Raw genomic sequence first — 14,876 nt, 5'->3', positions numbered from 1 at the left:
TTGACTACATGGCCTATTTTACACGCCTTCTACAGTATTGACTGTACTTTCGGCGTATATCCCCCAAGTTGTTCCCGCCCAATCGCGGGTTGGGAATAGGCCCCAGCCTCCTGCCCGGTGCGGTTGGCGGAAAAGTTTGATCTTCATCAAATTGCGAACACAGACTTATTATCACATTAACGCTCAATGACGCGCCGTAATGGCACCGACTATCGCAAAACCTAAGTGGAGTTCACTCTATGAAGTCAGCGACACGTTCGGCAGGTTCGCCGTTCTCAACGTCAGACCAAGCCCGCATGAACCTCCCAACAGGGGGCTTGGTAAAACGCAGCTTCGATATCACCGCCGCCGCCCTAGCCCTCATCCTGTTCAGTCCCATCTTCCTGATGATCGCGGCGTTGGTGAAGTTTACAGACCATGGCCCTATTCTCTATGGCCATCCTCGGATCGGCCATAACGGCCGCACCTTCAAATGCCTCAAGTTCCGCACGATGGCCGTGAATGGCGACGAAGTCCTGCGGAACCACCTGAAAGCCGACCCGCAGGCCGCGGAGGAATGGCGAGCGACGCGCAAACTCAAGGCCGACCCCCGCGTGACGGTGGTCGGCACCGTGCTGCGCAAGCTCAGCCTCGACGAGCTCCCGCAGCTTCTCAACATTCTGCGGGGTGACATGAGCGTTGTCGGCCCCCGCCCTGTGGTCGACGAGGAACTGAACCTCTATGACAGCTTTGCGGCCTACTACCTGAGCACGCGCCCGGGCCTGACCGGCCTTTGGCAGATCAGCGGCCGCAATGACGTTTCCTATGACAGCCGTATCGCATTCGACACCCAATACGTCCAGAACTGGTCGCTCATCGGTGATGTCGCCATCATCGTCAAAACGATCCCCGCCGTCTGCATGGCGCGCGGCAGTTACTGATCAGATCATCCATACCCTCTGCTGAGGCGTCGGCCCCTGACGGGATCGGCGATTTTGGCGGGCTTCGAGCGCGGACCTGGTTCCGCGCCTTTTGAAGGAAAAATCCATGCAGATACAAACCGCCTCCGCAAGGGGCCTGCGTGCTTTATGTTTTCTGGCCGGTGCGATCACAATCGCTCTGGCCGGTAGCGCGACTGCAGACGAGCCCGGCTATCGCCTCGGCGTGATGGACAAGCTGCGCATCCGCGTCGCGGAGTGGCAACCGGCCGACGGTACGATCCGCAACTGGGATGCGGTGAGCGGCGACTATACGATCGGGCCGACCGGATCGCTCTCGCTTCCCTTCATCGGGGACCTCCCGGCGGCCGGCAAGACGGCGGGCGAGGTGGCAAAGACGATCGGCGAGGAATTGCGCGGCAAATTCGCGTTGCGCAACCTGCCGTCGGCGTCCGTGGAAATCGCCCAGTTCCGGCCGGTTTTCCTGGCCGGCGACGTGCATACGCCGGGCGAATATCCCTATACTCCCAACCTGACCGTGCTGAAGGCCATCAGCCTCGCCGGCGGACTTCTGCGGTCCGATTCGGGCCAGCGTTTCGCCCGTGATTTCATCAATGCCCGCGGCGACGCCTCCGTCTACGACTCCCAGCGCGGCCGGCTTATCGCTCGCCGTGCACGGCTGCTGGCGGAAGTGGCCGGCGCCACCGATTTGAAAGTCCCCCCGGAACTCAAGGAGGTCAGCAACGCCGAAAAACTGATCGCCAGCGAAGCTTCGCTGATGAAATCGCGGCGCGAACGCTACGAACTTCAGTTGAAGGCGCTCACCGACCTGCGCACGCTGCTCGAAAACGAGGTCCAGTCGCTCAGCCAGAAGACCGATACCCAGAAGCGGCAGCTGCAGCTCGTCAGCGAGGACCGGGAAAAGATGGCGAAGCTGACCGAACAGGGACTGGCGACATCCAGCCGCCGCATCACCGCCGAGGAAAGGGCCGCGACCATCGAAGGGAACCTCCTCGATATCGACACCGCCACCCTTCGCGCCAAGCAAGATATCAACAAGGCGAACCAGGACGAGATCAACCTGCGCAACGACTGGGAGGCCCAGCGCGCCCAAGAGCTGCAGAACACCGAGGCCGAACTCGATAAGCTCGGTCTGCAGCTCGGCACCAGCCGCGAACTGATGTCGGAAGCCGTGGCTCAATCGGCCGAAGCGCTGAAATTCGACCCTTCGGGCAAGTCTGCCACCATCAAATACACCGTGGTGCGCGACGACGGCCGCGGGCCGAAAGAGGTTGTCGTCGGCGAAAACGACAAGCTTCTGCCCGGCGACGTCGTCAAGGTCACCGCCGAGCTCCTGATGCAATGAGGATCGCATGAGGATTGCGAAATCTGCACTGATCGACCCAGCTCGAAATGAAGTCTATGGCGTGGCCGCGGTCGCGCTGTCCTTCTTCGTATTCGCCTATTCGAGCCGGTTCGGGCAGATTTCGATCCTCGCTTATTACGGCGTCTGGTTCCTGCTGCTGCTCGCCGACTATCGGCAGGCTCTCGGCAACTATCTCAAATATCTCTGGATATTCGGCTTTGCGCTATTCTGCTTCATTTCCGCCTTCTGGTCGCCGGCCTTCGGCATCTCGCTGCGCACCGCGATACAATACCTGACCCATGTGGTCTGCGCGCTGATCGCCATGCGCACGATCAGCGTGCTGACATTGACCCGCGGCGCGATCGTGGGCACGGCGATCGTGCTCCTGTTTTCCATGCTGTTCGGGACCTACCTCTACGATGCGATCGACGGCAGCTACAGTTTCGTCGGCGCCTTCTCCTCCAAGAACCAGCTCGGCTTCTACGCCTCGCTCGGCCTTTTCTTCGCAGCCTCCTATCTGCTCATCTGGCGGCAGAAAGGTCTCTGGTTGATGGCTTCGGGCGGCGTCGGCCTGTTGAGCGCCTATTGCCTTCTCGCCTCGCAATCGGCGACCTCCGCCATCACCACCGCCGGCGTTCTGGCGCTCTGCCTCGGTTATATGCCGGTCGCCCATCTTTCCCCCAATCACCGCAAGCTGCTGGTCGCCGGACTTGTGGTGATTGGAGTGGTCGCGATAGTCGGGGCGCTCCAGATCGGCGCCGTCGACGCGGTACTCGGCATATTCGGCAAGGATTCGACGCTGACGGGACGGACCTATCTCTGGCAGCAGGGGATCGAGGCGATACGCGAAAACCCGATCCTGGGCACCGGTTATCAGGGTTACTGGGTTCCTGGCTTCGCCGATGCCGAGAGACTGTGGGACGACTTCTTCATCACCGCCCGCAGCGGCTTCCATTTCCACAACACGTTCATCGAGGTCACCGTCGAGACCGGCCTCGTTGGGCTCGCCCTGCTGTGCATGATCATGCTGACAAACGTCTTCGGCCATCTGAGCGCTATGCTGAGCCGCAACCGCGATCCCGGATCGACGGTATTATGCGCCCTGAGCGTTCTGTTGCTGATACGGGCTTTCGTGGAGGTCGACGTGCTCTTCCCCTACCAGATCGGCTCGTTCCTGATGTTCTACGCCGCCGGCCGGCTGACCCTTCGCCAGAAGTCCGCCGCAATGACCTACCCCTCCAGACCCCGGCGGACCATCATCGCCTGAGCTTTTCAGAAAGATGTTCGGCGAGCCGGAGCGCCAGCGCCACGGCCGGCAATGTCGGGTTGGCATGGCCTCCTGTCGGGAACAGGCCGCTGCCGGCGAGATAAAGATTGCCAATGCCATGCACGCGGCAATCGGCATCGGTCACGCCATCGTCAGGATTGCCGGACATGCGGCTGAGGCCGATCTGGTGATAGCCGTCGAATGCCTGGCTCAGCACCGCCTGCCGCCGGTGGAGGGTATCATGCAGATATTCCAGCCGTCCGAGCCCGGTTCGGCGCAGCCACGTATCCAGAATCTCGTGCGATTTCAGGACTGAACTCAGGTCCTGTTCAGTGACGCGATAATCGACGACAAGAGCAGCCTGGGTGCCTGCTCCGCCCTGAGGTTGCAGTTGGACCCGGCTTTCCGGATTGGGCACCTGTTCGGCATGGTAGCGAAGCAGATAGCGGCCTTTTGGATTGATAAGCGTGCGCCACGGCTCGATGCGTCGCTCCAACATGTTGAGAACCGATCCGAACAGATCGAATGCCGACCGGCGATCGGTGCGGATATTCCGCCAATGCTGTCGGCCGTCGATATTCTCAGGCCCCCTCGCCGTCGGCGCCAGGCCGTTCGAGAGGCGGCGATAGAGACCGAACATCTTCAGGAACAGATAGATGAGCGACAGGGCGCCCGAGCCATGCACGGGATCGGCAACCGAAATCGCGTCGATCCAGAAGACACAGTTGAGAAGCTTTTCCTCCGCCTGGATCGCCGGCGTGATCTGCAGCCTGCGACGGAAGATGTAGTTTTCGTCGTCGATATTGAAGGCGAAGTGGCTTGCGAGCCTGGGTTTGTCGAATTGCAGCACGGCAATGTAGCCGGTGAGGTGCCCCTGGTAGAAGCGGCCAAGCGGACCCTCGAGGCCGCCCAGTGCCTGTGGCAGCCTCTCCCTCAGGGCGAGCAGCAGGCGGGCATTTTCCAGCCCTCCTCCGGCGAGGACGAAAGTTCTTGCCGTGATCTGGCTTTCCTGTTCGGCGCTGTAGGCCGTGAGACTTTCGACACGCGTGCCGGACGCGTCGAGCGTGATGCCGGCGACGGTCGCGTTCACGAGGCGAATATGCGTGGAAGTCTTGAGCCTCTCTCCATAAATCGGCCCAAGATCCGGAAAACGGCTCCATCGCTCCAGAGCATTGGTGTCGATCCCATTATCCGAGACACCGATCGGCTCAAAAGCAGGCTCGCCGGCACTGCAGTTGAGGAATGTCAGCGCTTCCGGATAGTGGCGGCGAAGCTCCTCGTGGGAAATTGGCCAACCGGAAAACGGCACATGGCCCCGCACCTCGAAATCCAGTTCGTCGAAAGTGACGCATCGGCCACCCCAGAGCGCCGACGCACCACCGATGCCCGGGCGGGACATCGCCATGGAAGGAGCATGATGGCCGCTGGTGAATTTGATATCGCCGGCACCTGCGTCTTCCGCCGCTCCGCCCGCACCCATTTCGAGCAGGGTTACAGTGAGCCCGAGTTTCTCCAGCTTCAGAGCGAGTGCCAACCCGACGGGGCCTGCGCCGACGATGCAGACATCCGTCGTTTCCGTCTCAGAATCTGCTGAAGCCATGTATGCCTTTGAGAGAGAACCCCGGATCAGCAGCAGATAGAGCAGGCCTGCAGAAATGGAACTGCCCATTCGGATTAGGCTTGGGGAATTCCCGGCTTCCGATATCGAGCGCTGCTCCTGTTGCTCTTTGAGCTATGGAGCGCCAAACCCAGGTTCCCGATCCCTCGTGTCGGCTAGGCGACGCGTTGCGAGCACGTGAGCGGAGCGACCGACGCCGATCAACCTGCCGAACGGGCAACGCGACCCTCGACCGGGTGAGCCGGATCGGTGAAGCCCGGTGTCGACGGATGGCCGGTTGCGACCAAGCGATCGACCAGCGCCTCGTCCTCCGCGTCAAGCTTGACCTCGAGCGCGCGGACATAACCGTCCCAATGCTCCTCGGTGCGCGGGCCGGCAATCGCCGATGTGACGAGTTGGTTGTTGAGCACCCAGGCGAGCGCAAAATCCGCAGCCGCAATCCCCTTCGCTCGTGCATGCGCCGCGATCTGCTTGGCGATCGCGATCGATTCCTCGCGGAACTCCACGTCGTGCATGCGCTTGTCCCCGCGCCCGGCACGCGTATCGGCGGCTGGCGCCTCCCCGATATTGTACTTGCCAGTGAGAATGCCGCGCGCGAGCGGGCTGTAGGAAACCACGCCGAGACCATAAGCGGCAGCGGCCGGCAACTGCTCGGCTTCCGCCGTGCGATTGACGATGTTGTAGAGCGGCTGGCTGGCGATTGGCCTGTCGATTCCCAGCTGGTCGGCGAGGTGCGAAACCTCTGCGATACGCCAGCCGCGGAAATTCGAAACGCCGAAGTAACGCAGCTTGCCGGCCTTGATCAGATCGGCGATGGCCCGCATCGGTTCATCCAGAGGCGCATCGAAAACGGAACGATGGAAATAGAGGATGTCGATATAATCGGTGCCCAGATTGCGCAGCGAATTCTCGACCGTCTGGAAGACCCATTTGCGCGAATGGCCGCCCTGGTTGGGTTTGTTATTGTGGAAATTGACGAACTTCGTCGCCACAACCCAGTCGTCACGATGAGCCTTGATGCCGCGCCCGACGACCTCCTCCGACTTGCCGTCGTGGTAAACGTCAGCGGTATCGATAAAATTGATCCCCTGGTCGCGCGCCTTGTCGATGATGCGCAACGCCACGTCGTCCGGCGTCTGGTTGCCGAACATCATGGCCCCCAGTGTCAGGGGCGAAACTTTGAGGGCGCTGCGGCCCAGATAGCGATACTCAACCATGTAAAATCTCCCGGTATTTCCATTGGATAATATTCGGCTGGCAGTGTCCGGGAAATAGCGCACGCCCGAAAGGTCGTCACGCACCAAAAGATAGGAGAAGCCGAACTCCTTTTGCGCCTTGGCCGGCAGATCGAGGATTTGCTCCCGGATGGGCGAGATTTGGCGCCGGTACCGGTGCGTCAAAGCCTCTGGGCCCCGTCGATACGCTGCGCCGTCCAAGCTCCACCTGTCGGCTACAGCAGGATCTCCATCATTGGCGACGGTTCGTTCTTTTAAAAGCTGACCGCCTTCGGCTCGATGGCTACCAACCGGCCGCCATCGATCTTGTAGAGCCCGATCTTGCGCTCCGCCATTCCGCTCGGCGTGAACCGGAACAGGCCCGTAACACCTCGAAATCCCGTCTTCGTCGTCAGCGCTTCCGGCGTCAACGCCGTTGCGCCCTTGCCTCTGACGATGCCGGCAGCGACCGCGATACTGTCGTAACCCTCCGCGGCATAGACCGAGAGCGAACGCTTGTTGAAGCGGCGATATCGCTCGCCGATCAACAGGGAGGCGTCGGGATCGACCGCCGCGATGATGACATTGGAGGCAGCCGGATCGGCATAAAGCTCTATTGGCCAATGACTGGTTCCGACCACGGCCAGCTTGGCGAAAGAGGCCCTGACACCCTTGAGGACGGTTCCGACCGCCGGCGAGTCCCCCATCAGCACCAGGGCACCTGCATCATCGAGCAGGGCCTTGTTGCGGGTAAGGAGGTCACCAGGCGGCGCGGCCGGATCATAACGGACCACGCCGATCAGCGCACCGCCGGCCTGGCCGACCGCAAATCTCAGGCGCTCCTCGTCGACACCGGCCATGCTATTGGGCGCCAGGACGACAACTCTCTTATGGCCGGAGGAAATGACCGCGCGCACGCCCCGTGCAACACTCGCCACCTCGTCGAACCCGAAATTGAAGACTTTCGCGCCGGTCACAGGGCTTGAAAGATTGATCAGCGGCGGCCGCTGATCGGCCGGAATGGCCGCAATCGCCGCCGTCGTCGCCTGCGGCGCGTAACTGATCAGCAGGCCGGAATTTCGGGTCCTGGCCGCCGCGAGCGCCGGGGCCACGGCAGCCGGTCCCTCCGCCACGTCGATCACCTTGATCTTCATGACGCCGGCATCGTCAAGTTCGCCGATGGCAAGCGCCGCACCATCGCGTATGTCGCGCGCCGCACCCTCATAGAGGCCATTCGGCGACTTGGTTAGAAGCACGGTGACTTCCGTCGAACCACGCCCGAATGTTTCCTCAACCACGGATGGCGGCGGCTTCAGCGCCTTGTCGTCGAGAACCTTGTCGGCAACGGACGAGGACTCGCAGCCGGACAGCATGGCGGCAGCCAACAAACCCAGCAGCGACATGCGTATCGGACGCAGGCGCGTCGTCATTCGGAAGGCCTTATGAGTAACGTCGGCGAGATCTGAAGGGGAAAAAAACGAACGTCCTTGGGGCATTTCCTGGACCACTCTGCGGCCTTCTTGGTTGTGGCAATGGCATGCTATCCCAGACAAAAATCATTAACAAGCACCCACGCGGAAATATAAAATTTTATACGTTTTCTCTCAAATAACTTATTTATAGATTATCTATCTTCAAAAACCAGAAATTCAGCAGCGCTTGTTAGTATCTCTCCATAAAGGGAGATAAAAAATGGCGAACAAGAAGAATACCCTGAAAGTCGCAATCGCTACAGCTCTCACATTACCATTCATTGCTTCCGTGGCAATCTCCGCTCCGATTACAAGCGAAACGCCTTCGGTCAATACTGGAGCCGGCGTAGCAGTTATCGGAAGCCACGTCCTGGAATATCTTCCGACACCGCTCTCCATCATGGCTTCGCTTGCGTTCCGGAACGTACAGGTTGCCGCAGCATTTCAGACATTCAGCCAGCTCGGCTCGACGATCGCTCTGCCCGCGGCGAGGCCTGCGAACGTAGTCGAGGTCGCAATCAAGCCGGCCGACATGTCATCATCCAAGCGCGTAGAGCCGACGGCGCCCAATGGCGCCGTGTTCGATACGATCGCCATCCCCTTCAAGCGCCTTGCCGCCTTGAAGAAGCTCGCGCCCGCCCTCGAAGAAATGGACAGCGGCACCGCGGTGAAATGCAACGGCAAAGGCTGCAGCCCGGCCTTCGCCGCCATCCAGCTCGTCGGTCTGAACACGTCGCAATCATCGATCCGCGACAAGCTCAACGCCGTCAATGCCGCGGTGAACCAGTCCATCCGCTACCGCACCGACCAGGACGCCTACAAGGTTACCGACCGTTGGAGCACGCCCCGGGAAACGCTGAGCCAGCAGCAGGGCGATTGCGAAGATTTCGCGATCCTGAAAATGGCAGCACTTCGCGCGGAAGGCGTCGACCCCGACCAGATGTCGATCGTCGTCCTGTTCGACCAGAAGCGGCACTTCTACCACGCCGTCCTTTCGGTCGAAGCCGGCGGCAAGTTCTTCATCCTCGACAACATGCGCAACCAGGTTCTCCTGGATACGCAGCTTCCCGACTACATGCCGCTCTATTCGATCAAGGGCGGCAAGGGTTTCCTGCACGGCTCCCGCCGCAAGGACCAGAACGTCGCGATGGCAACGCCGCTGGAAAAGATTGCGCCAGGCGAAGGTGTAAATTTCTGAGCTTTCCGGGCCGGAATGCGATGCGTTCCGGCTCTGGACGTCAATAACGGGAAATATAGCCGATCAGCATCGGCTTTTCGTGTGCCGGGGCAAGGGCCAGGTTGATCTGCCCCTTGATGACCTGTCTGGCGCAGGAAATCGTGAAACCGGTATTCAAGGTCTTGCCGCGGTTCATCTGCAGCGTATCCATTGCGTCTTCGATCTGCGTGTCGATCGAGAACTTCAGGGTCTTCATCAGCTGCGACGGATCCTCCCCCACCAACCGCTGCCGAAGCATGACAAGAAACGGTTCGTTGAAGAACTGCAGTCGCTTTTCACGTGTCAGCACGACCGTCGGGGACGGCGATGCCTGAACCAGCGCACCGAGATTTTCGAGCGACGAGACATCCTCGACCGTCGCAAGCCGTCCAAGCGCCCATTTGAGGCTGAGGACGCGCAGCAGCGAGGTGAGATTGCCCGCCTCCGGCATCTGAGCCGCAGTGTATTGAACCAGGTCGCCGGTGGTTATCTTGCCTGCCGCCGACATGCGGCTGAGGCCTTCCCAATAGATCTTCTCAAGCCTGATACCACGGCGCTCGCCATTGCGCGCGACAACCGCGCGAAAACGCGGCTCGACTTCTTCCTTGTCGATAATCGGCAGCGGATCGCCCGCAGGTTCGATGCCGGACATTGAAAGCGCACCTGATTTCATTGGAGGGCTCTACCGTTCGGTAAGCGCATCGGAACGCGCCCGATTGATAGGCTTCATGAGATAGCTGAGGACTGTCTTGCGGCCCGTCATGATTTCGGCGGACGCAATCATGCCAGGAATGATCGGATAGGACTTGCCGTTGCGTTCCAGCTCGGACTTGTTGGTCTTGACCTGGACGAGGTAGTAGGTCTCGCCCTTTTCCTTCTCAACGATACTGTCGGCTGAAACGTTGGTCACTTCGCCGTCAAGCCCGCCGAAGATCGCGAAATCATAGGCCGTGATCTTGACGATGGCCGGCTGCCCGCGGCGGACGAATGCGACATCGCGGGGTGATATGCGGGCTTCGATCAGCAGCGTGTCGGCCGTCGGAACGATGCCGGCAACCACACGGCCCGGATCCACATAGGCGCCGATCGTATTGACTTCCAGGGTATTGACGATGCCATCGACCGGAGAGCGAATATCGGTGCGCTTGACGCGGTCCGAAGCACCGCGGATCGTTTCGTCGATGACGGAGAGCTCCGCGAGGGCCTGTGCCTTGTCGGTCAGGGCCTGCTGGCGGATAGCCAACGAAATTTCCCCGACCTGGAGCTTTGCTTCTTCGACGGCACCACGAAGGCGTATCAGGCTTTCCTGATAGACCCTGAGCTGGCCTTGCTGGTCCGTAAGCTGGCTTTCGATCGTCAGAAGCTGCGTCTGCGAGACCAGTCCTTTTTTTGCCAGAGGTCCGTAAAGATCGCGCTGCCGCATCGACGAGGCGATATTCTGTTCAAGCCGATCGATATTGGCATTGGCTTCGCTGAGTTCGTTCTGCCGCTGCTTCATGCGCTCCTGAAGCACATCGAACTTGTTCTTGTAGCTGGCCTTGTTGGCCTGGAACAGCCGATCTTCGTTGTCGCAGACGTTCTTGGCGACCGCCAGGACATCCGCCGGACATACGAACGGCTGGTCGTATTCGCCTTTTTCTTCCATCTGCAGGCGTGCAATCTTGGCGCCGAGCGCCCTCGCCTTGGCAACAGATTCGCCGAGCGTGGATTCGGTCGTCGTATTGTTCAGCTGAACGATCAGATCGCCCTTGCGGACAATCTGGCCGACCTGGACGGCTATCTCCTGGACGACGCCGGCTTCAGACGACTGGATGATCTGCGTTTTGGAAACGGGAATGACCTTGCCTTCGCCGCGGGCGATCTCGTCGATTTCCGCAAGCGCTGCCCAGGCGAGGAACGTCGCCATGCAGGCCGCCACCAGGCCGACCAGCATGCGGGCGAAGAACGGGGGATTGTCGTGAACGCCTCTGCTCACGGCTTTGCTCCCTTGCGCTGCATCGCCTCGAGCACGGCCGCCTTCGGGCCGTCGGCAACGATGCGGCCCTTGTCGATCACCACCAGCCGGTCGCACAGTTCCAGCATGCTGAAGCGGTGCGTGGCGATCAGCAGCGTCGTCTCGCGGCTGAATGCGGTCGAGAGTTTGGCGAGGAGATGGCGCTCGCTTGCAAGATCCATGGCGCCCGAAGGCTCGTCGAGGAATACGATCTTGGGCTTGGTCAGAAGCAGGCGGGCAATCGCCAGAGCCTGTTTCTGGCCGCTTGAGAGATTGCTGCCGCGTTCGCCGACCGGCATGTCGAAACCGCGCGGATGGTTGGAAACGAACTCGTCGACGCCGGTCATGCGCGACACATGGAGCAATTCCTCGTCCGACGCATCGGCACGGCCGATCAGCAGGTTTTCCTTCACCGTCCCCGAGAACAGATCGGAAGATTGCCCGGCCACCGCGACCGCCGAGCGGACTTCCGACATGTGATACTGGCGGATATCGACGCCATCGATCAGCAGGCGACCATCGGACGGCAGGAAGAGGCCGTCGAGAAGGCGGCCGAGCGTCGTCTTGCCCGAGCCGATGCGGCCGATGATCCCGACCCGCTCGCCGGGAGCGACGGTCAGCGAGAGCTGATTGATGACCTTGTAGTCAGATCCCGGATACTGAAAGGAGACGTTCTGGAAGCTGAAGCCGCCCCGCTTGATCTCGCGATTCACGAAACCCACCGTGGACGGACGGTCCTCCGGCTGCTCCATGATCTTATCGAGGATCTTGAGCGACGTCATCGCCTGCCGGAAACGGGCAAGCGCCATGGCGATCTGGCCAAGCGGCGCCCCCGCGCGGCCTGCCAGCATGACGGTGGCGATGATCGCGCCCATTGCCAGATGACCTTCGGAAAACTCGTAGGTGCCGGCAATCACGATCAGAACGCTGACCATCTGCTGGACAAGATTGGTGAGGTTTACGGCATTCGAGGAGACATGCTTGATTTCCTCGCTGGTGCGGCTCGAAAGCTTCATCAGCTCTTGCCAGCGACGCAGCATGCCCGCTTCGGCGCGAAGGCTCTTCACCGTCTCGATCGTCGAAATCGTCTCGACCAGCAGCGACTGCCGGCGCGATGCTTCGTTGGTGGCGGCCGCCATGCGGTGGCCGATCTTGGCCTGGGCATGCAGGCCGATCAGCACGGACAGCACCAGCGCCACGGCCGGGATCACCACAAGCCAGCCTGACAGCATGTAGATCACGATCAGGAAAATGAACACGAACGCCGTGTCGATCAGCAGGCCGACCGTGTTGGACGTGAAGAACTCGCGGACGAATTCGTACTGCGTGACGCGGTTGGCATATTCGCCCGTCGACAGCGGACGCGACGCGAGCGTCGAATTCAGCACCTTGTCGAAGATCATCTGGGAAAGGCGCAGATCCGCGTTTCGTCCGGCATGATCGATGAGTGCCGCGCGGGCGGTCTTCAGGAGGAAATCGAACGTGTAGGCAAGCGTGATGCCGATGGCGAGCACCCAGAGCGTCGGAAACGCCTTGTTGGGAAGCACGCGGTCGTAGACGTTCATCGTGAACAGCGGCGAGCCGAGCGCGATCAGGTTGATGAACAGCGCTGCCATGATGACGCGCATATAGGTGCGCCAATAGGGAACTAGCGCTCGTAACAACCAGTGGCGGCGCTCGATTTCCCCGGCCTCGCCGACCGAGGCATTGTCGGACGCGTTCTGATAATAAAGCGTGAAGGCAAAGCCGAAGCTCGGCTTTAGCGCCACGAGCTCCTGACGCGTCAGCTTGACGGGATTTCCCGACGCCGGAACCAGGTCTGTGACGTAGTTTCCATCGACATCGGCTTCCAGCAGCGGCAGCACACCGCCGTTCTCGAAGACGATGATGGCGGGACAGTCGAAATTGCCCTCGCGACACTCGCGTTCGCCGTGACGGATGACTTCCAGTCCGATGCGCTGGGCAAGATGCTCGACATCGTCCAGTTCAAGAGATTCGGAAATCTCGTCCGGCAATCCGGAGAACAGGACGATGTCTGACGTTGGACGCCCGTAAAAACTCGCAACAGACCTGAATGCAGTTTTAAATGTCCGAAACGGCGTAGTGTCTGCGTGGTCGAGCTTTACGTTGAGCATTTGGTCCTTGCCAATCCGTTACTGTCGGATCGGCGCCAGGAGATCCATGGGCATGCCAGCCTTTTGACGGGAGTCAACTTCGACATAGCCAGGATTCGTGACGCCACCCGGGACAGCAAACTCATTCCGGGCATACGCCTCAGCCTGACCAACGGGCTTCAGCTTCATCGACTGAAGCAGGCTGCCCGATGCGGCCAAGATCTTGTATTCGGCGAAAAGCGAAGCAAATCGTGCGGTTTCCGCAAGAATGCTGGTGTTGAAACGGGTGTTCTGGGCATCCAGCACGTCGAGAAGCGAACGTTGGTTGACCTTGAACTGCTCGCGATACGAGGAAACGAGGCTGCCGTTCGTCGAGGATTGGCGCGCCAGGATCGTCGACAGTTCGCCGCGGCCGCTGCGCTCGTTCCATGCGGAGCGGATGGATTCCTCAACCTCGCGATGGGCCTGCGCCAGACCGTAACGCTGCTCGCTGGCGCGACGGATCTGCTCCTGCTCGCGAGCCTGGTCGATACCGCCGCGATAGAGGTTCCAGCGGGCGGTCACACCAACCTGAACATCGTTGGTATTGCCCTGGTTGCCATCGATGTCGTTGCCGACACGCGCGCTACCCTGAAGGTCGACCTTCGGGAGATAGTTGGCGCGCGAACCGCGAACGCCTGCGTCCGCCGCATCGACGTCGGCATCGGCCGCGTGAATCTGCGGGCTATTCTTCTTGGCGATGAAGATCGCGTCGTTGAGCGTCTTCGGAATGAACTTCGCGAGCGATACCGGCACCTTGACCGGACCGATCGGCTCCCCGACCGTCTTCAGGAAGCGAATCTTCGTGAGTTCCAGCTCTTCCTGGGCTTCGCGCAACCGGGCACGTGCCGCCTCGAGGCGCTCACGGCCCTGCAGACGGTCGGCGTCGGTCAGCGCACCACCCTGGATGCTGGCGCCGATATCGCCGAGAATCTGGCTGTGGATAGCGACGTTCTGCTGGGCGATACCGACAATCTTGGACTGCAGGATATACTCAAGATAATCTTGAGTAACCTGAAGAGCCAGCGACTCGGACCGCTCAACGACGCGGAACGAAGCGCCGTCTACGCGCGATGCCTGCTGCTCGACCTGAGAGCGGCGGCTGCCGCCATCAAACAACGTTTGAGTAATCGTCAGGCTCGCATCGGAGCCTTTGAAGTTTTCGTAGTCACGGGTCAGCGTGCCAGTACTGCTGTTTGACAGTCTACGTCGGCTTACACCTGCCTGCAAATCTATGGAAGGAAGATAAAGACCTCGCGCCTGCCGCAGCTCGAACTCGACCGCTTCACGGTTTTCTACCGCCTGCATGATTTGCGGGTTGGTCTTGAGAGTCTTTGCCACCGCCTCATCGAGCGTCATTGCGTTGGCAGGTGCGTTAAACACAACCCCCAAGGCTACGGTCGCCAGCAGTGTCGTTAAAATTCTTGTGCCCTTAAACAATCGGAAGCCCCTCGCCGATTAAATCCCATCCCGGCATTCATATACTGCGGCGATTTCGTTGGGAAGTATTATCATTTCTAATTCAGTGACCCAAGCCTGCTTCCGATATTCATCATCCTAGGGTTAATTACCAAATGGAAACCATGCATCCATTTGTTTTTTAATAAAAAATTTATAAAACCAACTGATTGGACGCAAAAGCAGATGATCCCCTCCGCTT

General features: G+C 60.1%; 11 protein-coding genes. 4 read left to right on the top strand and 7 right to left on the bottom strand.

Annotated elements, in window-relative coordinates:
* Positions 1–239: 239 nt before the first annotated feature.
* The 3 genes from J2857_RS00970 (at position 240) to J2857_RS00960 (ending at position 3,550) form a co-directional block, all read left to right on the top strand.
* Positions 240–920 carry a sugar transferase gene (locus J2857_RS00970; RefSeq protein ID WP_210008131.1) on the top strand — a complete coding sequence of 227 codons (681 nt, stop codon included), beginning with the start codon at positions 240–242 and terminating at the stop codon, positions 918–920.
* A 106-nt stretch (positions 921–1,026) separates the two neighbouring features.
* Positions 1,027–2,283: a polysaccharide biosynthesis/export family protein gene (locus J2857_RS00965; RefSeq protein ID WP_210008130.1), complete on the top strand. Its 1,257-nt coding sequence runs from the start codon at positions 1,027–1,029 to the stop codon at positions 2,281–2,283.
* Between the two features lie 7 nt (positions 2,284–2,290).
* Positions 2,291–3,550 (top strand): O-antigen ligase family protein, encoded by a 1,260-nt coding sequence (locus J2857_RS00960; protein WP_210008129.1) that lies wholly within the window; start codon positions 2,291–2,293, stop codon positions 3,548–3,550.
* Here J2857_RS00960 and J2857_RS00955 read toward each other — a convergent pair.
* The 3 genes from J2857_RS00955 to J2857_RS00945 form a co-directional block, all read right to left on the bottom strand.
* A complete protein-coding gene (locus J2857_RS00955; RefSeq protein ID WP_210008128.1) occupies positions 3,540–5,150 on the bottom strand; it encodes an FAD-dependent oxidoreductase in 1,611 nt (536 codons plus the stop codon). The genes J2857_RS00960 and J2857_RS00955 overlap by 11 nt on opposite strands.
* Positions 5,151–5,368: 218 nt before the next feature.
* Positions 5,369–6,385, bottom strand: coding sequence for an aldo/keto reductase (locus tag J2857_RS00950; protein WP_210008127.1), 1,017 nt, complete (start codon positions 6,383–6,385; stop codon positions 5,369–5,371).
* Between the two features lie 272 nt (positions 6,386–6,657).
* Positions 6,658–7,812 (bottom strand): ABC transporter substrate-binding protein, encoded by a 1,155-nt coding sequence (locus tag J2857_RS00945; RefSeq protein WP_210008126.1) that lies wholly within the window; start codon positions 7,810–7,812, stop codon positions 6,658–6,660.
* A gap of 262 nt (positions 7,813–8,074) precedes the next feature.
* On the opposite strand from J2857_RS00945, the gene J2857_RS00940 reads away from it, so the two are divergent.
* The gene (locus tag J2857_RS00940) at positions 8,075–9,052 is read left to right on the top strand and encodes a transglutaminase-like cysteine peptidase (RefSeq protein WP_245362972.1); all 978 of its coding nucleotides are present in this window, start codon (positions 8,075–8,077) and stop codon (positions 9,050–9,052) included.
* Between the two features lie 40 nt (positions 9,053–9,092).
* Here the strand turns inward: J2857_RS00940 and J2857_RS00935 are convergent, their stop codons facing one another.
* From J2857_RS00935 to J2857_RS00920, 4 genes are read right to left on the bottom strand one after another with little or no spacing between them, the layout of a single operon-like run.
* Complete coding sequence (locus J2857_RS00935) at positions 9,093–9,722, bottom strand: ribbon-helix-helix domain-containing protein (protein WP_245362971.1); 630 nt, start codon at positions 9,720–9,722, stop codon at positions 9,093–9,095.
* Positions 9,723–9,752: 30 nt separating this feature from the next.
* Positions 9,753–11,003: an HlyD family type I secretion periplasmic adaptor subunit gene (locus tag J2857_RS00930; RefSeq protein ID WP_210009973.1), complete on the bottom strand. Its 1,251-nt coding sequence runs from the start codon at positions 11,001–11,003 to the stop codon at positions 9,753–9,755.
* 38 nt (positions 11,004–11,041) lie between these two features.
* Positions 11,042–13,198, bottom strand: coding sequence for a type I secretion system permease/ATPase (locus J2857_RS00925; protein ID WP_210008124.1), 2,157 nt, complete (start codon positions 13,196–13,198; stop codon positions 11,042–11,044).
* Positions 13,199–13,216: 18 nt separating this feature from the next.
* On the bottom strand, positions 13,217–14,656 hold the full coding sequence (locus tag J2857_RS00920; protein WP_210008123.1) for a TolC family outer membrane protein: 1,440 nt from the start codon (positions 14,654–14,656) through the stop codon (positions 13,217–13,219).
* Between the last annotated feature and the right edge of the window lie 220 nt (positions 14,657–14,876).

It is taken from the genome of Neorhizobium galegae (assembly GCF_017877055.1).
Lineage (GTDB): Bacteria > Pseudomonadota > Alphaproteobacteria > Rhizobiales > Rhizobiaceae > Neorhizobium > Neorhizobium galegae_D.
Note: the sequence above shows the minus strand (reverse complement) of the source record. Positions and strands in the feature narration are given on the sequence as shown.